Here is a 21,488-nt window from a genome sequence, read left to right as displayed (position 1 = left end):
GGCGCCGCCGCGGGCGGGGGCGTGATGACCACCTCGGCGACGAGCGTGCCCGGGACCCTGGACCAAGCCTTGTGGCCGGGCAGGATCGTGCGCCTGCCAGGCGTGTACGGACCGCAGGAGGACAGCTTCATGCTGGCCGCAGCGATGAGCCGGGAGGACATCGGCCCCGGCACCGAGCTCCTCGACCTCTGCACCGGCAGCGGAGCCCTCGCCCTTCACGCGGCCCGGCTCGGTGCGCGGGTGACCGCGGTGGACATCAGCCGGCGCGCGGTGGCGTCGGCACGGCTCAACGCCGCCATGGCCCGGCTGCCCCTGGCGGTGCACCGGGGGGATCTGATGTCGGGGATGGCCGGCCGGTCGTTCGACGTCATCGTGAGCAACCCTCCGTACGTGCCCGCCCCCGCCGTGCCGTGGCCACGGAGGCGCTCGGGCCTCGCCTGGGACGCCGGGTCCGACGGCCGCAGTCTGCTGGACGTGATCTGCGAGGCCGCTCCCGCGGCGTTGCGCCCCGGCGGCCTGCTCCTGCTGGTCCACTCGGAGCTCAGCCGCCCCGAAGAGACCGTGCGCCGCCTCGGCCGGGCCGGCCTCCAGGCGTCGGTCAGCGACCGCATGACCATTCCGTTCGGGCCGGTGACGCGTGAACGCCTGCCCTGGCTGCGCGACCGCGGCCTCCTGCCGTCGGGCAGGGACAGGGAGGAACTGGTGATCATCCGTGCCCGCAGGATGTGAACGGCCGCGCCGGATCACGCTGGACCGTGACGGGCCGCTGCTCGTCGAGGGGCCGGTGGAGGTGACCACCGCCGACGGGGAGGTACACGTCTCCGAGCGGTTCGTCGTCGCTCTCTGCGTCTGCCGCCGCAGTGGCACCTATCCCTGGTGCGACACGAGCCACCGCGTCCGGGAAGGCACTCCCGCCGCGGCCGCTGCCCGCAGAAGGGCGCGCACCGGCCACGAAACGGCGGCCCCGCCGCACCGGGCGAACGACGACGCGGACAACAGCGTCCAGGACAACAGCGCTCCGGACAACAGCTCCCCGGACACAGCGGAAGGCGAGGACACCCCATCGTGACCACCCACTCGGCCGACGCCCGCCCCTCCCGTCCCGCCCCGGGGCCGAGGCTCCCGAAGGCACGCGGGCCCCTGTCGGCGAGCGTCATCGCCACCCTGGAGGGACACCGCCCCGAACTGCCGGGCGGAGAGGAGATCGGCCGGGCCGATCCGTACGGCGAGGACCTCCAGCTTCTTCTGTACGTGCTGTACGAGCTCCACTACCGCGGCTTCGAAGGCGTGGACGAGAGCTTGGAATGGGATCCCGCGCTGCTCCGGGTGCGGGCCGACGCGGAGGCGGCCTTCCTGCGCGTACTGCGCGACGCCACGTCCGGTGGGCAGGACGTGCCCGAAGCCATCGGCGCGCTGCTCGTGGAGCCGGCCGGCGACGACGGGCACAGCGTGAGCCACTTCCTTCGTGCCGAGGGCGATCTGCGGCAACTCGCCGAGTACGCGGCGCTGCGCTCCCTCTACCACCTGAAGGAGGCGGACCCCCACATCTGGGTGGTGCCGAGGCTCCGGGGCCGGGCGAAGGCCGCCATGGTGGCCATCGAGTACGACGAGTTCGGAGCCGGCAGGGCGGAGAACATCCACGCCCGGCTGTTCGCCGACCTGATGGCCGATCTCGGTCTCGACCCCGCGTACGGCGGCTATCTGGAGATGGCTCCGGCCCAGGTGCTGGCCACGGTGAACCTGATGTCCCTGTTCGGGCTCCACCGTTCCCTGCGCGGCGCGCTGGTCGGTCACTTCGCCGCCGTGGAGGTCACCTCGTCCCCGGGCTCGCGGCGGATGTCCCAGGCCTTGGGCCGCGCGGGAGCGGGTGCCGCGGCGCAGCGGTTCTACGACGAGCACGTCGAGGCCGACGCGGTCCACGAACAGGTGGTCCGCCGCGACGTGATAGGCGGGCTGCTGGAGGACGAGCCGCACCTCGCGGCCGATGTGGTGCTGGGCGTGGAAGCGACCGGGCACCTGGAGGAACGCCTGTCCTCGTACCTGCTGTCGGCCTGGCGCGCCGGACGTACGGCACTTCGGGCGGCCGCACGGTCCTGAGGGGCGCGGAGCCCGGGGCCACGAAGCGGCACCGCTGCCGCTCCGTCCGACTGTGCCCCGCAGCGCGCCGCGCCCCGCGGGTCAGCCGGAGGCGCGGTGGGAGGTCCGGGGCGCGGGGGTGGGCGCGGGGGCCTGCGCGGCGCGGGTCACGTCCGAGACCAGTTCGACCACATCGGGGCCGTAGGCCTGGGAGTTGACCACCTTCAGCAGCAGGCAGAAGGTGTTGTTGCCGTGCTTGCGGGCCAGCCGTTCGTGGTTGCGGGCCAGATAACGGGAGGCCGCCTGGTTGGTGATGGCCTGCTGCCCGCAGAACAGGAAGACCGGGCGCGCCTCCTGACCGGCCGTCAGGCGCGCCAGCAGTACGTACTCGGCGACACCCTTCTCCACCCGGTAGCGCTCGGAGCCGATCTGGAAGGCGTTGCGGTCCGGGCCCGGTTCGGCATCAGTGTTGACTCTCACCCCGGGCAGCAGGGAATGCAGGTGAGCGGCCATCCGGCGGTTCGAGACCGGACCTCCGACGCAGAACTCGGTCCGTTCGCCGAAACCCTGCTGGGCGACGTCGTGCGACAGGATCTGCGCATGCGCCGAGCAGTCCTTGATCAGCGCCGAGAGTTCCAGCAGTGCGAAGACGTCGTGCCGGTGGACGGCGCCGTCCCCGCCCGCGTCGCGGTTGACGACGAGCAGGCACTCCGAGTTCCCCGGCAGGCCGAAGAACGCCTGCTTGCGGCGGAGCTTCCGGCGCCAGAAATAGGTGCGCGCGAGCCAGCCGAGGGCGGCGGTGATGCCGGCGGCTATCACGCCCAGCACGATGTTGCGTACGTCGTCAGTCATGGGCGGGCATGTTAGCGGGCATTCGGCCTCAAGTTCGAGGCGGTCCTGACGGGGCGGCCGGGGCGGCGTTACCCTGCGCGGACAGTCCTTCACTGGAGGTGCGCATGAGGCGTTCCGTTGCGCGGAATGTGTCGTTGTTAGGAGTTCTCGCCGCCGTGGTGACCGTCGGGGCAGCCGCCCCGTCCTCCTCCGCACCACCGGCCCCGCCGACTCCCAAGTCGCCGGTGGCGGTGGGCTACGGGGGAGCGGTCTCCAGCGTCGACGCCGACGCGACCGCCGCGGGCATCGAGGTGCTGCGCAAGGGCGGCAACGCGGTGGACGCCGCCGTCGCGACCGCGGCGGCCCTCGGGGTCACCGAGCCGTACTCGGCGGGTCTGGGCGGTGGCGGCTACTTCGTCCACTACGACGCCCGCACCCGGACCGTGCAGACGATCGACGGGCGCGAGACCGCGCCGCGCAGCGCGGACTCCTCGCTCTTCCTGGAGAACGGGGCGCCGATCGCCTTCGACGCCGCCGTCACCAGCGGTCTGGGAGTCGGCACCCCCGGCACCCCCGCCACCTGGGACGCCGCGCTCGACGCCTGGGGCAGCAAGTCCCTGCGGCAGGTCCTGAAGCCGGCCGAGCGCCTGGCCCGGGACGGATTCGTCGTCGACGACACGTTCCGCTCGCAGACGGAGGGCAACCGGGCCAGGTTCGCCGACTTCCCCGCGACCCGGAAGCTCTTCCTCCCGGGAGGCCAACTCCCCGTGGTCGGCTCGGTCTTCAAGAACCCCGACCTGGCGCGTACGTACGACGAGGTCGGCCGCAAGGGGGTCGACGAGCTCTACCGCGGCAAGCTGGCCCAGGACATCGTGCGGACCGTACGCAATCCGCCCGTCGATCCCGCGGCCACCCGCGAGGTGCGCCCGGGCGACCTCACGGCCAAGGACCTGCGTTCCTACCGGGCGTTGCGGCAGGCACCCACGAAGACCGGCTACCGCGGTCTCGACGTGTACGGCATGGCGCCGTCCTCCTCGGGCGGTACGACGGTCGCCGAGGCCCTCAACATCCTTGAGTCCACCGACCTTTCGAAGGCGAGCGAGGCGCAGTACCTGCACCGCTACATCGAGGCGAGCCGCATCGCCTTCGCGGACCGCGGGCGCTGGGTCGGCGATCCGGCGTTCGAGGACGTGCCGACCAAGGAGCTGCTCGGGCAGCGGTTCGCCGACTCGCGGGAGTGCCTGATCAAGGACGACGCGGTGCTGACCAGCCCGCTCGCCCCGGGGGATCCCCGCCACCCCGGTGACTGCACCACGGGCGGGACGGCCGCCCCGACGACGTACGAGGGTGAGAACACCACCCATCTGACGGCCGCCGACAAGTGGGGCAACGTCGTCGCGTACACCCTCACGATCGAGCAGACCGGCGGCAGCGGCATCACGGTGCCGGGGCGCGGCTTCCTGCTCAACAACGAGCTGACGGACTTCTCGTTCGCGCCGGCCAGCCCCGCCGTGCACGACCCGAACCTGCCGGGTCCGGGCAAGCGCCCGCGGTCGTCGATCTCGCCGACCATCGTGCTGAAGCACGGACAGCCGGTGCTGGCCCTGGGATCACCGGGCGGCGCCACGATCATCACGACCGTGCTCCAGACCCTGACCGGCAAGCTCGACCGTGGTCTGCCACTGGTGGATGCCATCGCGGCGCCCCGCGCCAGCCAGCGCAACGCCGCGACGACGGAGCTCGAACCGGGACTGTGGAACAGCCCGGTCCGGGCACGACTCGAGGCGCTGGGACACGCCTTCAAGCTCAACCCGGAGATCGGGGCGGCGACGGGCGTGCAACGGCTGCCGGACGGGCGTTGGCTCGCGGCCGCCGAGACGGAGCGCCGGGGCGGCGGCTCGGCCATGGTGGTGAGGCCGGCCGGGCAGAGGTGATGGTGCGTCAGTAGTCCGCAGGGCGGGGTCGGTCGGTCGCGTGCAGCGCGGCGGACCGGCCCCGCGGCCTCGACGGGGGCACGCCGGGGGGCGTCTTGGCTGATGTCAGCAAGGGAAGACTCCTCACAGAAGGGCACCCCCACGGTGCGCATGCGAACGCTTGCCCTCGCCACGGTCTCCGGAGCCGCTCTCCTCGCGGCCGGATCCCTGACGCCCGCCGCACGTGACGGCTCCGCCTTCCGGCCCGACGCGTACGCGCCGGTGCGGAAGGCGGAACTGGGCGCCGTGCATCTCACACCCGCCGCCTACGCCCGCCCGGCGCCCGACGACGCCCCGGCCGACAGCGACAGCGACAGCGGCACCGACACCGGCACCGGGACGGCGTCAGACGGCGGCCCCGGCCGGGGTGCCGGCGACGATTCGCCCTCCGCCGCCGATCTGCTGGCCGCCGTCTCCTCCTGCGACCGGATCTCGAACGGCACCTACCGCACGGACGCGAGCGCTCCGCCCTCCGTGCCGGTGTGCGGCAAGAAGGACGCCGTGTTCTGGACGGCCGACCTGGACATCGACTGTGACGGCCAGGTGACCACGGCCTGCAATACGGAGACCGACCCGGGGTTCCAGGGCGACACCGCGTTCCACACCTCCGGCGACCGGCCGCTGAACGCGCGGGACCTCCCGTACGTCGTGGTGCCGAGCCGCAGCTCCCTGTGGGATTTCGGCAAGTCCGGGATCGCGGGCGGGAGTGTCGTCGCCGTCATCCACGCCGGCCGGGTGGAGTACGCCGTCGTCGGTGACACCGGGCCCGCCGGGATCATCGGCGAGGCCTCGTACGCCACGGCGAAGGCGCTCGGGATCGACCCGGACCCGAAGGGCGGGGGAGCCGCCTCCGGCGTCACCTACATCCTGTTCAAGGACTCCGTCGTGTCGCCGATCGAGGACCACCGGGCGGCCGTGGCCGCGGGGGAGACCCTCGCCAGGGAGTTCCTGCGGAACAACTGACCCGCGTGGCCCGCCCGTTCAGAGGGCGGTCAGGATGCGGGGACCGGCGTCCGTGATGGCCACCGTGTGCTCGGCGTGCGCGGCCCGGCTGCCGTCGTCCGTCCGCAGCGTCCAGCCGTCCCGGTCCGGGTGGTACCCGTCCCCGCCGCCGCCGATCAGCATCGGTTCGATGGCCAGCACCATGCCGTGCCGCAACGGCATCCCGCGGCCCGGCCGTCCCTCGTTGGGGACGCCCGGGTCCTCGTGCATGGACCGGCCGATGCCGTGGCCGCCGAATCCCTCCGGGATCCCGTAGCCGGCCGTGCGGCAGACCGTGCCGATCGCATGCGCGATGTCGCCGATCCGGTTGCCGACGACGGCCGCCGCGATGCCCGCGTCCAGGGCCGCGAACGCGGTCTCGACGAGCCGGGTGTCCGCGGGCCTCGCGGTTCCGACGGTGAAGCTGATCGCCGAGTCCCCGGCCCAGCCGTCGAGCGTCGCGCCCGCGTCGATGCTCACCAGGTCGCCGTCGCGCAGCCGCAGGCCGTTCGGGATGCCGTGCACGATGGCGTCGTTCACGGACGCGCAGATGACGCCGGGGAACGGGGTCGGCGCGAAGTGCGGCCGGTAGTTCAGGAACGGCGATCCGGCGCCGGCCTCGCGCAGGACCCCGCGGGCCACCTCGTCGAGTTCGAGCAGTGAGACGCCGACCGCGGCCGCGTCCCGCACGGCCGCCAGCAGCTGCGCCACGACCCGGCCGGACGCGCGCATGGCTTCGATATGTGTGTCTGTCTTGAGTTGCACCATGCCAATTACTATACCGGTCCGAGCGGTATTAGAATGACGGCATGGTACGAACCCCTCTCACCCCCGAAGAGCGCCTGCGCGGCGAACGGCTCGGCCGGCTGCTCCGCGAGGCGCGCGGCCCCCGCAGCATGACCGACATCGCGGGGTGCGCCGGCATCTCGGCCGAGACGCTGCGCAAGATCGAGACCGGCCGCGCGCCCACGCCCGCGTTCTTCACCGTCGCGGCACTCGCCGGGGCGCTCGGCATCTCCATGGACGAACTGCTCCTGAGGTGCGCCCCGGAGCCCGACACCGTCCCGCTCGCAGGCTGACGGGAGGGGTGCGGCCGGGCGCCGCCCGGGTGGTGCGCGCCCCTGCGTAGGGTTGTGCCATGAGCCTCCAGGACTTCGCCCGCAGCGAGTACGTCAGCCTCACCACGTACCGGAAGGACGGCACCCCCGTCGCCACCCCGGTGTGGGCGGCCGTCGACGGCGGCGAGCTGTTCGTCTGGACCAAGACCGACTCGTGGAAGGTCAAGCGGCTGCGCAACGACAGCCGCGTCCGCGTCACGGTCTGTGACGTGCGCGGACGGATCGCCGAGGGCGCCCCGTCCGCCGACGGGACCGGCAGGCTGCTCGACGAGCGGGGCACGGCCCGGGTGCGCCGGGTCATCGGCCGCAAGTACACCTGGAAGTACTGGCTGCTCGACTACCCGGCGATGATCGCCCGGCTCGGCAAGCGGCCGCACACCGGGATCGCCATCACCTTCTGAGCCCCGGCCGGCTGCCGGGGGCGCTCGCGCTCCCGGCCGTGCGCCTCTTTGACCCGTGCCGAAAAGTGCGCGTAGCCGTCCCGTAACACGGCTGCGGTCGAATGCCTGCGGACTGGAAGGTTCCAGCCGACGGCGGCCGAGGGCGACGATGACGGTGCATCAGCATGCGGTGTCCATAGGGGAGTTCGCGCGCTATCTGCGGGAGATGACGGCGCTGCTCGATCCCGTGCGGGGGTGGTACGGGGTCTTCTGCCGACGCGATCCGGAAGGGATGCGGGCCTGTCTGGCGGGCGCCGAGATACCGCCCTGGGACGTCGTGGAGTCGCTCTTCACGGACCTGGCGTCGGTGCGGGGTGCCGCGTTCGCGGAGTACGAGTCGGTGCGCGCGGCGGAGCTGTACGCGGCCTCCGCCGTCGCCCACGACCGGCGCCCCGGCGGGCGGCAGCAGCTCGCGGAGCGGCTGGAGCTGATGCTGCGGGAACAGGCGAACGCGGCCCAGCGGCTGCGCGCGGCCCGGGCGGGCGGTGACGCGGACCCGGAGGCGGTCGCCTGGGCCCGCGACGACCACGAGCGGGCGTCGGCGCGCTGCACGGAGCTGCGCAGGAGGCTGGCGGCGGTGGCGGTGCCGGCGGGCTGGTTCCGCACGGAGCCGGAGCCCGCTGCCGGGCCCGTGGCGGAGCCCGCGGCCGTGTCGGAGTCCGTGCCCGCGCCCCGGTCGCCGGAGCCGTCGCCCGCCCCGGCGCGCAAGAAGCCCAGGGGTGCGCGGTTCGCCGGGCTGGAGATCGAGGACGAGAGCCCGGTGGCTGTCGCGCCCGTGCTGCCCGTCCCGCCCGCGGCGGCCGCCGTGCCGCGCGGAGCCCGCTTCGGCGGCGGCCCGGGCCGGGACGACGGCCCCGCCGGACGTGTCGCGGCGCCCCCGGACCCTGCCGCCCTGCAGTCCGCGCGGGGCACCGTCGCGACGCTGGTCAGGCTCCGTACCGAGGGCCGGAGCGGCGAGGCGCACGGCGTGCTCTGCGAGGCGGCGGGCCGCCCGCCCGAACTCTTGCCGGTGCTCGCCGACGAGCTCCACCGGGCCGGTCTGGACGCCGACTGGTCGACCCTGCTGTGGGAGGTGTCCTCGCTGCCGCCTGCCGACCTCGCCGCCGCGGCGGACGCGCTCGCCGCCGCCGGACGCCCGGAGGACTGCGGGCAGCTGCTGCGCCAGGGCGTGGCGCGGCCGGCCGCCGAGATCGCCGACGCGGTGGTCGCCCTGGACCGGGCCGGCCGGAGCCCCCAGGCGCAGGCGCTGCTGGGCGCCTTCGTCCGGGTACGGACCCCGCAGGACGCGGCCAGCATCGCGGAGCGCGACCCCCGCCACCTGGTCCCACAGCTGCTGGCGGCGGCCCGTACGGTCTCCGAGGCCCGGGAGCGGGACGTGGAGCACGCGCTGCGGGTGTCCGGGATCGGATAGCGCCATCCGGCCGAGCCCCGGCACTGGACCGCACGGGTGTGAAACATGATCGACTCCGCTGGTTCACGGCGATGGTCTTGCCCCGCCGTGTGACGGGGCTTACGTTCTCCCCTACGCACGTGTCTACGGGCGTAGAAACGCGAAGAGGCTCTCTGACGCCGCGTCGAAGGAGCAGCTCATGTCCCACGTCGTACGCGCCGCACTCGTCCAGGCGACCTGGACCGGCGACACCGAATCCATGATCGCCAAGCACGAGGAACACGCTCGTGAGGCCGCCCGCCAGGGGGCGAAGATCATCGGCTTCCAGGAGGTGTTCAACGCCCCCTACTTCTGCCAGGTGCAGGAGCCCGAGCACTACCGCTGGGCCGAGGCCGTGCCCGAGGGCCCGACCGTGCAGCGGATGCGGGAACTGGCCCGCGAGACCGGCATGGTGATCGTCGTGCCGGTCTTCGAGGTCGAACAGTCCGGCTTCTACTACAACACCGCAGCGGTCATCGACGCCGACGGCTCGTACCTCGGCAAGTACCGCAAGCACCACATCCCGCAGGTCAAGGGCTTCTGGGAGAAGTACTACTTCAAGCCCGGCAACGCCGGCTGGCCCGTCTTCGACACCGCTGTCGGCAAGGTCGGCGTCTACATCTGCTACGACCGGCACTTCCCCGAGGGGTGGCGGCAACTGGGACTCAACGGAGCCCAGTTGGTGTACAACCCGTCCGCGACCTCGCGCGGCCTGTCCGGCCACCTCTGGCAGCTGGAGCAGCCGGCGTCCGCGGTCGCCAACGAGTACTTCATCGCCGCGATCAACCGCGTCGGCCAGGAGGAGTACGGCGACAACGACTTCTACGGCACCAGCTACTTCGTCGACCCGCGCGGCCAGTTCGTCGGTGACGTGGCCAGCGACAAGGAGGAGGAACTCCTCGTCCGGGACCTGGACTTCGGCCTGATCGAGGAGGTCAGGCAGCAGTGGGCCTTCTACCGGGACCGCCGCCCCGACGCGTACGAGGGACTGGTGGAGCCGTGAGCAGCCTGCACCACCGCCACCTCGCCGTCAGCCCCGAATGGCTGGCGCTCTACTACCGGCACCCACTGGAGATCACCCACGGCGAGGGCCGTCACGTCTGGGACGCGGACGGAAACCGCTACCTCGACTTCTTCGGCGGCATCCTCACCACGATGACCGCCCACGCGCTGCCCGAGGTCACCAAGGCGGTCAGCGAGCAGGCCGGGCGGATCATCCACTCGTCCACGCTCTATCTGAACCGGCCGATGGTCGAACTCGCCGAGCGCGTCGCCACCCTCTCCGGCATCCCGGATGCCCGGGTCTTCTTCACGACGTCCGGCACGGAGGCCAACGACACGGCCCTGCTGCTCGCCACCACGTACCGCGGGTCGAACCAGATCCTCGCGATGCGCAACAGCTACCACGGCAGGTCCTTCTCCACGGTCTCCATCACCGGCAACAACGCCTGGTCTCCCACCGGGCTCTCGCCGCTCCAGACGCTGTACGTGCACGGCGGCGTCCGTACCCGGGGGCCCTACGCGCACCTGGGCGACGGGGAGTTCATCGCCGCCTGCGTCGCGGACCTGGAGGACCTGCTCGGCCACACCCGGTCGACCGCCGCGCTGATCGCCGAACCCATCCAGGGCGTGGGCGGCTTCACCTCACCGCCCGACGGCCTGTACGCGGCGTTCCGCGAAGTGCTGGACCGGCACGGAATCCTGTGGATCTCCGACGAGGTGCAGACCGGCTGGGGGCGCTCCGGCGAACACTTCTGGGGCTGGCAGGCGCACGGACAGAACGGGCCGCCGGACATCGTCACCTTCGCCAAGGGCATCGGCAACGGCATGTCCATCGGCGGCGTCGTCGCCAAGGCCGAGGTCATGAACTGCCTGGACGCCAACTCCATTTCCACGTTCGGCGGCTCCCCGGTCACGATGGCCGCGGGCCTCGCCAACCTCTCGTACCTCCTCGAACACGACCTCCAGGGCAATGCCCGGCGCGTCGGCGGCCTGCTCATCGAGCGGCTGCGGGCGGTCGGTGCGGCGTCGGAGTGCGTACGGGAGGTGCGCGGGCGCGGACTGATGATCGGGATCGAACTGGTCAAGCCCGGTACGGACGAGGCGAATCCGGAGGCGGCGGCCGCCGTACTCGAAGCGGCCCGCGAGGGCGGGCTGCTCCTGGGCAAGGGCGGTGGCCACGACACCAGCGTGCTGCGCATCGCCCCACCCCTCTCGCTGTCCATTCCGGAGGCGGAGGAGGGTGCGGCGATCCTCGCGGACGCGCTGCGCACGGTGGGCTGAGGACTGAGGACTGAGGGCTGAGGGCTGAGGGCGGGGGTGCGGCGGCCGGCCGTCGCACCCCCGCCGCCCGGTCAGCCGCGGTGGCCGGACGGACGGGTGAGGTCCAGGGCGCGGACCGGGTCGAGCTCGCCGTAGTACGCGAGTCCCCGGAAGCCGACGGAGGTGACCTTCAGCGTCGCCCGGTCGGCGCCCCGGCCGACGGTGGCCCTGAAGCGGACCGAGCCGTCCTTCTTCGTGGTGCCGGTGAGCCTGTGCACCGTGCCGCCCGCGGTCAGCTCGGCGGTGACCTTCGCGCCCTTCACCGGCTTGCCCTGAGCGGTCCGGACCACGCCGTTCGCCGTGACCTTCCACGCGGCGTCGGAGCCGGGCCGGCCGAGCAGCTTCGTGTCGGCCGTCAGAGAGGCGACGGTCAGCTGCGACGGCGGCGCGGGCTGGCCGAACGCCACCTGGTCGACGGTCCAGAACGCGCTGTTCGTGCCCGTGTAACGGAAGCTCAGCCGGGCCGACTCCGCCCCTGCCGGGACGGCCAGCTCAAGGTGCTCGACGGTGTTGGCGTTCGCGCGGTAGGACTTCACGAGCTGCGAGGCGCCGCCGTCGTACGAGACGTACACGTCGCCGGTCTGCGGACCGTCGATCCGGTAGTCGGTCGCGTAGGAGAGCCTCGCCCGCGCCGCTCCGTTCAGCTGGTACGCCGGGCTGACCAGGGTGGAGTCGAACTGGCCCGCGTCGTGCGCCTTGTCGTCCCACTCGTCGGAGTCGGCGACCGCGAAGACGTCGCGCGCCCGGACGTTCGTCTCGCGGCCCTGGCCGCGCTCGGCGTTGGTCCAGAACTCGTCGGTGGCGAAGGCCCAGCCGCGCCACTCCGTGACACCGCCGGCCGGCATCCGCGAGTTGTCGACGGACCAGCCGGCGGGCGCGGTGTCCGTCCATCCCTTGGTGCCGGCCGGGAGACCGGTCTCGTCGACGGGGGCGCGGAGCGCGGGGCGCAGCGCGTCGAAGGCGTCCGGCTTCAGCTCGGCGAGCGCGGTGCCGTCGAGGTTCCAGGCCGGGTCGGTGGCGACGCCCTCGTGGCCCAGGACCGTGGGCGCGATATCGGTGATCTTGACGTCGTCGCGTACCGAGCCGGGCGCGATGCCGCCGCCGCGGGCGATCACGAACGTGCCGCGCTCCAGCGGGGTGTTGCCGCCGTGGCCGCCGGTCGGCGTGTGGCCGTGGTCGGCGGTGACGACGACGAGCCAGTCCTCGGCGGCGTACGTCGGCCGTGCGGCGACGGCGTCCAGGAGCCGGCCGACCTGGGCGTCGGCGGTGTTGAGGGCCTTGAGGTAGGCGTCGCTCGACGAGCCGGAGCTGTGGCCGGCGCCGTCGACCTCGTCGAGGTGGACGAACGTCGAGTCGGGGTTGCCGTGCGCGAGGTAGTCCTCGGCCTTGGCGGTGGTGCCCGCGTCGTTGCCGCCGGCTGTGCGCAGATCCGTCGTCGCACCGAAGATGATCTCGGGGACGGGGCTCCAGGTGCCGACGACGAGCGTGGACGTGGCCGGGTCGGCCGTCTCCAGCCGGGTCGCGTAGTCGGGGTACTGGCCGTAGTTCGGCGCGGTGAAGTCGTTGTCCCTCACGTTGTGCTTGTCGGGCCAGACACCCGTCGCGATGGACGACCAGCCGGCGCCGGAGACGGTCGGCGCCATGGGCTCGGCGTACAGGTTGCTCCGGGCGGTGAGCCCCTGTGCCATCAGCTGTTCCAGGTGCGGTACTTCGGCGCGCGAGAAGGCGTCGAAGGTGGCGCCGTCGATGCCGATGACCAGGGTCTTGGCTTGCTTGGTGCCGGACGGCAGGCCCTCGTACGGGGCGGCGGCCCGGCTGCCCCCGCCGTCGGCGTGGGCGGTGGACGCCAGGAACGGGAGGGCGACGACGGTGGCGGTGGCCAGCACGGTGCGCGCTGAGCGCGGAAGGGACACGTGATCCTCCGGGATCGGTCGGGGGCACCGGGCGAACGGGGGCGCCCGGTGGCGTGTCCGAGACTCCCGGCCGGTGGTGAGCGGACCACACCGCACACGGGACGGGCGCATGAACCGCACTCGACATGTGGACCAGACCCGTGATCTGTTCGTGACACATGACGGGTTGTCGGGGGCGTGAGGGGCATCGTCCGGACGCCCCCGACTCGGCGGCCGCTACCGCCCGATGCGCTCGAACGCCACGGACCCGCCGGAGTTCTCGTCGTCCGTCCCCCAGAGGCCCAGCCCCCCGGGCAGGACCGCGATGGCCTCGATCTTCCGGTTGTCCTGCCGGGTGAAGCGGCTGAGCGGGCGCAGAGCGTGCTCGGGCCTGAGCCGCAGGACCGCGTCGTGCGCCCGGTTCACGGTGAGCCGGCCGGCGTCGTAAACCGCGGAGGCGAACGGGCCGTCGTCCACATTCGGGTCCGAGGCGGACGACACCAGCACCGTGCCGTCGCCGAGCACCTTCAGATCGCTGATGTGGCGCACCTCGTCCCGGTCGGGGTAGGGCACGGAGAACTCCTGCCGCGCCGTGACCGTCCCGAACTCCGGTCCGTGCGCGCCGATGCGGACCGAGGCCGCCCGCACGACGGCCTTCTCGGCGCCCCTGCCCCGCGTCGCCCACACCGCGTAGAGCCTGCCCGACCGGTCGCGGTGCAGCGCGAAGCTCTCGTAGTTGTCGCCCTCGTGCCGCCCCGGCAGGGTCACGGGGTCGTGCCCGGCTGTCGCCCTGCCGTCCGCGACGACCACGTCGTACGCGCCGCCCCCGCTGGCCAGAGCGATGTAGTGGCCGGGGCGGCCGGGCACCGCGTCGAGCGCCTCCAGGTCGACGGGGACCACGCCCAGCCACGGGAGCTCGCTGACGGCGGGGGCCTGGCCGGGCCGCAGGCGTACGGTCGCCACCCGGCTCTCGCCGTCCCCCTTGTTGTCCCGCACGACGACGGCGTCGGCGAGACCGCGGCCCGCGGGCGCCCCCTCGACGAGCGCCAGGCCGCTCACCCCGCCCAGGATGCCCGAGCCGACCCGCTGCCAGCCGTCGGGCACGGCGGCCGCGCCGGCGTTCAGCGGGGCGGCGGCGAGGGCGGCGCAGAGGACGGCCGTGACGATGATTCCGTTTCTGATCATGGAACGAAGCTAGGCGGCCGCCCCCGGCCGCCGGGGCCGGCCGCCGCCTCCCGTCCGGCGGGTTCCCCCGCAAGGGCTCGCCGCGCTGGGCCGGTTGAGTGCCGGACGGGTGAAACACAAACGTCTTCAGCGGTTAGCGGCAGCGGTATTGCCACAGTGGGTATCCCACTTCTACGTTCTTCATCACGCACCTTGTCTACGTGCGTAGACCCATTCCGCCACAGTGAGGAGGGGTACATGAACCGCACCGTCATCCACGGCGGCCTCGTCATCACCGCGTCCGACGAGATCCACGCAGACGTGCTCGTCGAGGGCGGGCGCATCGCCGCACTCGCCGCACACGGTACCGACGCCGCGGCGGGCTGGACCGCCGAGCGGACCATCGACGCCACCGGGAAGTACGTCATCCCGGGCGGTGTCGACGCGCACACCCACATGGAGATGCCGTTCGGCGGCACGTTCGCAGCGGACACCTTCGAGACGGGCACCCGGGCCGCGGCCTGGGGCGGCACCACCACCATCGTGGACTTCGCCGTCCAGTCCGTCGGCCGCTCGCTGCGCGAGGGACTGGACGCCTGGTACGCCAAGGCGGACGGCAACTGCGCCATCGACTACGCGTTCCACATGATCCTCGCGGACGTGAACGAGTCGTCGCTCAAGGAGATGGACCTGCTGGTCGCGGAGGGCGTCACGTCCTTCAAGCTGTTCATGGCCTACCCGGGCGTCTTCTACAGCGACGACGGGCAGATCCTGCGCGCCATGCAGCGGGCCGAGTCCAACGGTGGCCTGATGATGATGCACGCGGAGAACGGCATCGCCATCGACGTCCTCGTCGAGCAGGCGCTCGCCCAGGGCCGCACCGATCCGCGCTACCACGGGGACGTGCGCAAGGTGGCGCTGGAGGCCGAGGCCACGCACCGCGCGATCCAGCTCGCCCGCGTCGCCGGTGCCCCGCTGTACATCGTGCACGTCTCCGCCGACGAGGCCGTCGCCGAGATCGCCGCGGCCCGGCACAAGGGGCTGCCCGTCTTCGGCGAGACCTGCCCGCAGTACCTCTTCCTCTCCACCGACAACCTCGCCGAGCCGGACTTCGAGGGCGCCAAGTACGTGTGCTCCACACCCCTGAGGCCCAAGGAGCATCAGGAAGCGCTCTGGCGGGGCCTGCGGAACAACGAGCTCCAGGTCGTCTCCACCGACCACTGCCCGTTCTGCTTCTCCGGCCAGAAGGAGATGGGCCGCGGCGACTTCTCGAAGATCCCCAACGGCATGCCGGGCGTCGAGAACCGGATGGACCTGCTGCACCAGGCGGTCGTCGACGGCCACATCTCGCGCCGCCGCTGGATCGAGATCGCGTGTGCCTCCCCGGCCCGGATGTTCGGCCTCTACCCGAAGAAGGGCACCATCGCCCCCGGGGCCGACGCCGACATCGTCATCTACGATCCTGCGGCCGAACAGACCATCTCCGCCGAGACCCACCACATGAACGTCGACTACTCGGCGTACGAGGGCAAGCGCGTCACCGGGCGGGTCGAGACCGTGCTGTCGCGCGGGGTGCCGGTGATCGACAACCGGGCGTACGTGGGGAAGGCGGGGCACGGGGCGTATCTGGCACGGGGCATGTGCCAGTACGCGAACTGAACCGCAGTCGCCGGCCGGCAGTTCGCCTTGGTTCCTGAGGGGACGAGGCCGGGTCCCTCTCCTCTCCGGAAATGACCGGAGAGGAGAGGGACCCGGCGGGTCACCCGGTCAGCGCCAGCGGAAGGACGCGTTGTTGTTGTAGGTGTTGACGAGGTTGCCCTTGTCGCGGGGCGGGGCCACGTCGGAGGCGCCGGCGTAGTTGGAGTTGAAGTACGAGACGCCGGTCCTGCTGGTGTCGCTGTTGGCGTAGGACGCGGCGTTGTTCTTCACGTGTGTGCCGACGCCGTTGGTGCCCTGGCCGCCGTCCGAGAAGTTCATCGGGTAGCCGGTGCCACCGTAGTTGTCCCAGTTGGCGACGTTCGAGACCGTGGCGGTCCAGCCGCCCTTCTGGTTGGAGTTGTACCAGAGGCAGTAGTGGCTGTCGATGACGCCGCCGCAGAGGCTGTCGGGGATGCTGTCGGCCTGTGCGGGCGCGGCGGTGACGAGCATGGCGAGGGTGCCGGCGGCGGCCAGGGCGGCGGCCACGGCGGAGTTACGGGTACGCATGAGGTTCTTCTCCTTGGGTGGTCGGGCGAACAAGGGACCCTGAGTGGTCAGCGCCAGCGGAAGGACGCGTTGTTGTTGTAGGTGTTGACGAGGTTGCCCTTGTCGCGGGGCGGGGCCACGTCGGAGGCGCCGGCGTAGTTGGAGTTGAAGTACGAGACGCCGGTCTTGCTGTCGTGGCTGTTCGCGTAGGACGCGGCGTTGTTCTTCACGGGGGTGTTCACGCCGTTCGTGCCCTGGCCGCCGTTCGAGAAGTTCCACGGATAACCGCCGTCGTTACCCCAGTTGGCGATGTTCTCGTAGGTGGCGGTCCAGCCGCCCTTCTGGTTGGAGTTGTACCAGAGGCAGTAGTCGACATCGATGACGCCGCCGCAGAGGCTGTCGGGGATGCTGTCGGCCTGTGCGGGCGCGGCGGTGACGAGCATGGCGAGGGTGCCGGCGGCGGCCAGGGCGGCGGCCACGGCGGAGTTACGGGTACGCATGATGTTCTCCTTGAACGGTGATGCCGATGGGTGTTGTCAGCCGGACTGGCCGAGTTCGACCGCGGCGCGCTTGAGCTGCTCGGTCTTCTGCCGCTCGATCCGGGCGAAGGTCTCGGGATCCTTCTCGATCTCCGTGCGCTGCAACTCGGACTCCACGTCGAACCACGCGCGGACCAGCCCGGTCTTCTTCTTGCATTCGACGTCCGCTCGGGCCGTCGAAATCTCCTTCTGGTCCGCCTTCTTGCCGGCGAAGGCCTGGTCGTCGATGGCGTCCATCGGCGAGTCGTAGCGGTAGCCCTTGGCCGTCATGCACGACGACCAGGTACGGAAGGCGGCGAGGACCCGGGGGTCCTTCTCGCTGCGGGCGTAGCTGCTCATGTTGAGCGTGCGGGCCACCTCGTCGGGACCGAACGCGTCGGCCCCGCCCGCCAGCCGCTTCTTGGCCTTGCCGATGCAGCCGCCCTCGGGATCGAGCGTGCCGTCCGCGAGGGACTCGCCGGACAAGGTGACGCGGGCCGCCTCGCTCAGCGCCTTGACGGCGCTGTTCCGCCCCACGGGCGGGGCCGGGAAGTGGTAGCCGTAGGCCTGCGCGGTGTGGCTGTTGGCGATGCCGTAGCGGCGGTCCATGACACCGATGTCCGGGGACTGGCTGTCGTCGGGCCGGTAGACGAAGCCGGCCTCCTTCATGCAGGTCACGGCGAGGCTGCTCATGGCCCGGGTCAGCTGGGCGATCTCGGACTCCGAGAAGATGTACGCCTCCACGGGCAGGGCCAGATCCGTGGTGAGGCTGGACGACGCGGGCGCGATCGAGTTGTCCGGCCGCGGGGGCCCGGCCTTGTCGTCGGAGTCGCCGCCGCACCCCGTGAGGAGCAGGGCACCGGTGAGCAGGGCGGCCACTGCCGCCGTCGTCGTCTTTTTTCGCACAGCTCTTCCTTGCAGGCATGGAGGGGTGGGGCGGATCAGCGGCGCAGGGCCTCTGCGGGCTGGATGCGGCTGGCCCGCCAGGCGGGGTAGAGCCCCGCGAGTACCCCGGTGACCAGGCCGATCGCGGGGGCGGCCACGACGGTCGCCGGGTGGATGACGGGGGTCCAGTCGCGGACGACCGCCATGGCGACGACGGTGACCGTGCCGATGCTGGTGCCGACGAGACCGCCGAGCGCGCCCAGAGCGCCCGACTCGGCCAGGAACTGGAGGGTGATGTGGCGGCCCCGGGCGCCCAGGGCGCGGCGCAGTCCGATCTCGCCGGTGCGCTCCAGGACCGCGACCAGAGTGGTGTTGGCGATACCGACCGCGCCGATCACCAGGCAGATGCCGGCCAGCAGCATGAACAGTTCGTCCAGGTCGGAGGTGACGCTGCCGCGCAGGCCCCGCGGATCCGGCGGTGGTACCGCCTTGAAGTACTCGAGGTGTGCCGGGTCGAGAGCCAGGGGCGCCTCGGAGGCGATCTGCCGGGCCGCCCCCAGGTCGGTCGCGATGAGCATCTGCGCCCGCGCACCGCTGTCCGGGCCGCCCCAGATCCGCTCGGCGGTGGTCCGCGGCACCACGACCGACAGCAGCAGGTCGGCCTTCCGTTCGACGTCGGCGACGATGCCGATGACGGTGAAGGCATGGTCGCCCACGAAGACCGCCGGCGCGGTCTCCAGGGTGGTGATGCCCAGCCGCGCGGCCAGCCCCGAGCCGATCACCGCCACGTTCTCGCCCCGCCGGTCGTGGTAGGCGTCGAAGACCCGCCCCTGCTCCAGGTCGGGCCCGGCCGCTTCGAGGACCCCGGGGGAGGCTGCGACCACCTCGGTCCGCTCTCCCTCGTCACCGGTCCCGGGCGGCGCGGCCGACACGAGTTCCTCCGCTGTCAGCCGCACCGGCCAGTACACGCCCGCGTTCCGCACGCCGTTGAGCGCCTCGATGCGACGGTCCGCGTCGGCCGGGAAGGCGTTCGCCAGGTACTCGGGCTGCTCGCCGCCGGTGTCCTCGACGGTCACCTGGGTGGCGGTCAGCTCATTGAAACGGGAGTCGATCTGCGAGGACGTGGTGGCCGTGAGGCCGAGGACCACGACGAAGGTGCCGACGCCGAGGACGGTGCCGAGCGCGGTGAGCGCGGAGCGCGCGGGGCGTTGCAGGATGCCGGCGGCGCACTCGGACAGCAGGTCGCGCCGGCTCAGGTGGGACCGCTCGCCTCGTGGCGCCCTGGGTGGACGCAGCCTCACGCGGCCACCACCTGTTCTCTGAGCACGCCGTCCCGGATCGTGACGGTGCGCTGGCCGCGCGCCGCGACATCCGGGTCGTGCGTGATCACGAGGAGGGTCATGCCGTCGCGGTGCAGCTCGTCCAGGAGACGCAGAATCGACTCCGCGGTCGCGGTGTCGAGGTTGCCGGTCGGTTCGTCGCACAGCAGCAGCGAGGGCCGGGCGACCAGCGCGCGGGCGACGGCGACACGCTGCTGTTCACCTCCGGACAGCCTGCTGGGCAGTGCGTCGGCGCGGTGGCCGAGGCCGACACGCTCCAGCGCCTCGCGGGCCCGGCCGGCGCGGCCGCGGCGCTCGGCGGAGTTGTAGACCATGGCCAGCATCACGTTCTCCACCGCGGAGCGGTGCGGCAGCAGGTGGAAGCTCTGGAAGACGAACCCGATCCGTCGCCCGCGCAGCCAGGTGCGGTCGGCGTCGCCGAGGGCTGCGGTGTCGGTCCCGTCCAGGAGGTAGCGGCCCTCGGTGGGCGCGTCGAGCAGCCCCGCGATGTTGAGGAAGGTCGACTTGCCGGAGCCGGAAGGGCCGACGACCGTGACGTACTCGCCCCGGTGGACGGCGAGTTCGCACTCCCGCAGCGCCCGCACCTGCGGTGGCCCGGGGTAGGTGAGGCCGACGCCCCGGAACTCGACGACGGGGGGTGCGACCTGGGTGTCGCTCACCGTGCGACGCCCACGACGACCTTGTCGCCCGCAGAGAGCCGAGCGCCCCCGGCGGGAACGACCTCGGTGTAGCCGTCCCCGGAGGTGCCGGCCCGGACTTCGACGCGGTGCCGTTCTCCGGAAGCGCCCAGGACGGTGACGCTGGTGCGGGAGTCGGCCCCGGCGGAGAGGGCGGACACCGGGACGACGAGCACCTTCTTGCCCGAGGTGGCGGCCTCGATCGTCAGACGGACGTCCTGCCCGGCGAGCCGGGCGGGGAGCGGGGTGTCGGGCTTGACGACGACGGCGTAACCCTGGCTGTCCGCGGCCTCGCCCTGGTCGCCGCCCTCGGCGGCGGTGGGGGCGTCGGCCACCGAGGTGACCGTGGCGGTCACCTTTTCGCTGTAGACCTCGGACAGCAACTCGACCTTCTGGCCGGGACGGATCAGGTCCTTCTCCTGGGCGCCCAGCGACCCCTTGACCACCAGCCGCCCGGCGGAGACGGTCGCGAGCTTCTCGCCGGCCTCGCCGCCGACCTTGGCGGTCAAGGAGTCGACACGGGCCGGGAAGCCGGAGAGGAAGACCACCTCGGACGCGGGGACCATCGGGCCCGACTTCGCCTCGGCCTGGGCGAGGTGCGTCCGCGCCTCGGCCAGATCCTCGCGGGCGTAGCGGACCGCCGTGGCGTCCTGCTTCTTCCCGGGCTCGGTCCGCAGCAGCCCGTCGAGCTGACGCTGGGCCTGCTTCACACCGTCCCGGGCAGCGGCGACCGGGTCGCCTTCCGAGCCCTCGGCCATGCCCGAGGCCGGAACGGGCTCGTAGCCGATGGCGGCGTAGAGCGCGGCGACGGCCTGCTTGGTGCCGGTGCCGTAGGTGCCGGACGGGTCGGATCCGGTGGAGTGGCCCACGGACTTGAGGGCCTGCTGGAGCTGGCGTACGTCGTCGCCGTGGCTGCCGGGCTTGAGGTCGCGGTAGACGGGGAGGGCGCCGGGCAGCGCGAAGACCGGCCGGCCGGAGACCTCCAGGAGGACCCGGCCCGCCGCGAACGTCTGACCGGAGCGGACCATCACCTTGGTGACGACGGGTGCGGCCGACCCGTCCACGGTGGCGCCGGCCGGGGCGAGTTCGACCGTCTGCGAGGCGGAGACGGTACCGCGGGTGACGACGGTGTCGGCCAGGACACGCCGCTCGACCGGCGCCGTGAGCACATCGGGGGCCGGCGGTCCGGCGTCGGCGGCCGCCTGGGCGGGCGACTTGACGAAGGCCGAAGTCCACACGGCGGCACCCGAGAGCACCACAGCGCCCGCCGCCACCGCGGCCACGGCACGTTTGCGCCGGGACAGCCCGGTCCGTTCCCCGGTACTGGACATCATTCCCCCCAATGCCACTGCTGTGGAACGGAGTTGGTCACGTCCCCAGTCATGTCCGGGACGGAGTCGATCACTCGGCTCGAGAGGTTGTCAAGGAGAATTCCTGGGCACGCCTTCACCGGAGCGTGACGGGGTGTCGATATGGTCACCATTAATCCGAGGTTCCACCACTCGCTGTGCGGGTGTGGATGACCGATGGCATAAGACGGGTTGACGAGGTGTCAAGGATGGGGGACCGGCCTCGCTGCCCGCCCGGCCGGCGCCCGGCGGGTCGTCCGGGACCAGGCTGATCACCACCTCGATGTCGGAGAGCGCGGCCTCCTCCGT

At 72.2% G+C, this 21,488-nt stretch carries 21 protein-coding genes; 11 read left to right on the top strand and 10 right to left on the bottom strand.

What is annotated here, in order from left to right:
- Positions 1 to 87: 87 nt before the first annotated feature.
- Genes OG521_07115 through OG521_07105 form a run of 3 tightly spaced genes read left to right on the top strand, consistent with a single transcriptional unit; the run spans position 88 to position 2,097 of the window.
- Positions 88 to 729 carry a methyltransferase gene (locus OG521_07115; GenBank protein ID WUW26598.1) on the top strand — a complete coding sequence of 214 codons (642 nt, stop codon included), beginning with the start codon at positions 88 to 90 and terminating at the stop codon, positions 727 to 729.
- Positions 713 to 1,069 (top strand): CDGSH iron-sulfur domain-containing protein, encoded by a 357-nt coding sequence (locus OG521_07110; protein ID WUW20574.1) that lies wholly within the window; start codon positions 713 to 715, stop codon positions 1,067 to 1,069. Before OG521_07115 ends, OG521_07110 begins: the two co-directional genes overlap by 17 nt.
- Positions 1,066 to 2,097 (top strand): iron-containing redox enzyme family protein, encoded by a 1,032-nt coding sequence (locus OG521_07105; protein WUW20573.1) that lies wholly within the window; start codon positions 1,066 to 1,068, stop codon positions 2,095 to 2,097. The genes OG521_07110 and OG521_07105 overlap by 4 nt, the downstream gene beginning before the upstream one ends.
- An 81-nt stretch (positions 2,098 to 2,178) precedes the next feature.
- On the opposite strand, the gene OG521_07100 is transcribed toward OG521_07105, so the two are convergent.
- Entirely contained in the window at positions 2,179 to 2,928 is a 750-nt protein-coding gene (locus tag OG521_07100) for a hypothetical protein (GenBank protein WUW20572.1), read from the bottom strand.
- 104 nt (positions 2,929 to 3,032) lie between these two features.
- On the opposite strand from OG521_07100, the gene ggt reads away from it, so the two are divergent.
- Together ggt and OG521_07090 are read left to right on the top strand one after the other, a co-directional pair.
- Complete coding sequence (gene ggt / locus OG521_07095) at positions 3,033 to 4,841, top strand: gamma-glutamyltransferase (GenBank protein WUW20571.1); 1,809 nt, start codon at positions 3,033 to 3,035, stop codon at positions 4,839 to 4,841.
- 150 nt (positions 4,842 to 4,991) lie between these two features.
- On the top strand, positions 4,992 to 5,843 hold the full coding sequence (locus OG521_07090) for a glycoside hydrolase family 75 protein (GenBank protein WUW20570.1): 852 nt from the start codon (positions 4,992 to 4,994) through the stop codon (positions 5,841 to 5,843).
- An 18-nt stretch (positions 5,844 to 5,861) separates the two neighbouring features.
- Here OG521_07090 and map read toward each other — a convergent pair whose 3' ends face one another.
- Positions 5,862 to 6,629, bottom strand: a complete 768-nt coding sequence (gene map, locus OG521_07085; GenBank protein WUW20569.1) for a type I methionyl aminopeptidase — start codon at positions 6,627 to 6,629, stop codon at positions 5,862 to 5,864.
- Positions 6,630 to 6,670: 41 nt separating this feature from the next.
- On the opposite strand from map, the gene OG521_07080 reads away from it, so the two are divergent.
- The 5 genes from OG521_07080 (at position 6,671) to OG521_07060 (ending at position 11,131) form a co-directional block, all read left to right on the top strand.
- On the top strand, positions 6,671 to 6,940 hold the full coding sequence (locus OG521_07080) for a helix-turn-helix domain-containing protein (protein ID WUW20568.1): 270 nt from the start codon (positions 6,671 to 6,673) through the stop codon (positions 6,938 to 6,940).
- 59 nt (positions 6,941 to 6,999) lie between these two features.
- Positions 7,000 to 7,380 (top strand): PPOX class F420-dependent oxidoreductase, encoded by a 381-nt coding sequence (locus tag OG521_07075; GenBank protein ID WUW20567.1) that lies wholly within the window; start codon positions 7,000 to 7,002, stop codon positions 7,378 to 7,380.
- Positions 7,381 to 7,528: 148 nt separating this feature from the next.
- Positions 7,529 to 8,830 (top strand): hypothetical protein, encoded by a 1,302-nt coding sequence (locus OG521_07070; protein ID WUW20566.1) that lies wholly within the window; start codon positions 7,529 to 7,531, stop codon positions 8,828 to 8,830.
- 178 nt (positions 8,831 to 9,008) lie between these two features.
- The gene (locus OG521_07065) at positions 9,009 to 9,851 is read left to right on the top strand and encodes an acyltransferase (protein WUW20565.1); all 843 of its coding nucleotides are present in this window, start codon (positions 9,009 to 9,011) and stop codon (positions 9,849 to 9,851) included.
- Complete coding sequence (locus tag OG521_07060; GenBank protein ID WUW20564.1) at positions 9,848 to 11,131, top strand: aspartate aminotransferase family protein; 1,284 nt, start codon at positions 9,848 to 9,850, stop codon at positions 11,129 to 11,131. The genes OG521_07065 and OG521_07060 overlap by 4 nt, the downstream gene beginning before the upstream one ends.
- 71 nt (positions 11,132 to 11,202) lie before the next feature.
- Here the strand turns inward: OG521_07060 and OG521_07055 are convergent, their stop codons facing one another.
- Entirely contained in the window at positions 11,203 to 13,083 is a 1,881-nt protein-coding gene (locus tag OG521_07055; protein WUW20563.1) for an alkaline phosphatase family protein, read from the bottom strand.
- Positions 13,084 to 13,299: 216 nt separating this feature from the next.
- The gene (locus OG521_07050) at positions 13,300 to 14,247 is read right to left on the bottom strand and encodes a hypothetical protein (GenBank protein ID WUW20562.1); all 948 of its coding nucleotides are present in this window, start codon (positions 14,245 to 14,247) and stop codon (positions 13,300 to 13,302) included.
- A gap of 237 nt (positions 14,248 to 14,484) precedes the next feature.
- On the opposite strand from OG521_07050, the gene hydA reads away from it, so the two are divergent.
- A complete protein-coding gene (hydA, locus tag OG521_07045; GenBank protein ID WUW20561.1) occupies positions 14,485 to 15,885 on the top strand; it encodes a dihydropyrimidinase in 1,401 nt (466 codons plus the stop codon).
- A 108-nt stretch (positions 15,886 to 15,993) separates the two neighbouring features.
- Here hydA and OG521_07040 read toward each other — a convergent pair whose 3' ends face one another.
- From OG521_07040 to OG521_07015, 6 genes are read right to left on the bottom strand one after another with little or no spacing between them, the layout of a single operon-like run.
- A complete protein-coding gene (locus tag OG521_07040; protein ID WUW20560.1) occupies positions 15,994 to 16,431 on the bottom strand; it encodes a hypothetical protein in 438 nt (145 codons plus the stop codon).
- A 47-nt stretch (positions 16,432 to 16,478) separates the two neighbouring features.
- The gene (locus OG521_07035) at positions 16,479 to 16,910 is read right to left on the bottom strand and encodes a peptidase M23 (protein ID WUW20559.1); all 432 of its coding nucleotides are present in this window, start codon (positions 16,908 to 16,910) and stop codon (positions 16,479 to 16,481) included.
- A 36-nt stretch (positions 16,911 to 16,946) separates the two neighbouring features.
- Entirely contained in the window at positions 16,947 to 17,834 is an 888-nt protein-coding gene (locus OG521_07030) for a hypothetical protein (GenBank protein WUW20558.1), read from the bottom strand.
- A 35-nt stretch (positions 17,835 to 17,869) separates the two neighbouring features.
- Positions 17,870 to 19,114, bottom strand: a complete 1,245-nt coding sequence (locus tag OG521_07025) for an ABC transporter permease (protein ID WUW20557.1) — start codon at positions 19,112 to 19,114, stop codon at positions 17,870 to 17,872.
- Complete coding sequence (locus tag OG521_07020; protein ID WUW20556.1) at positions 19,111 to 19,812, bottom strand: ABC transporter ATP-binding protein; 702 nt, start codon at positions 19,810 to 19,812, stop codon at positions 19,111 to 19,113. The genes OG521_07025 and OG521_07020 overlap by 4 nt, the downstream gene beginning before the upstream one ends.
- Entirely contained in the window at positions 19,809 to 21,164 is a 1,356-nt protein-coding gene (locus OG521_07015; protein ID WUW20555.1) for a peptidoglycan-binding protein, read from the bottom strand. The genes OG521_07020 and OG521_07015 overlap by 4 nt, the downstream gene beginning before the upstream one ends.
- Positions 21,165 to 21,488: the final 324 nt, after the last annotated feature.

The organism is Streptomyces sp. NBC_01463 (genome assembly GCA_036227345.1).
Lineage (GTDB): Bacteria > Actinomycetota > Actinomycetes > Streptomycetales > Streptomycetaceae > Streptomyces.
Note: the sequence above shows the minus strand (reverse complement) of the source record. Positions and strands in the feature narration are given on the sequence as shown.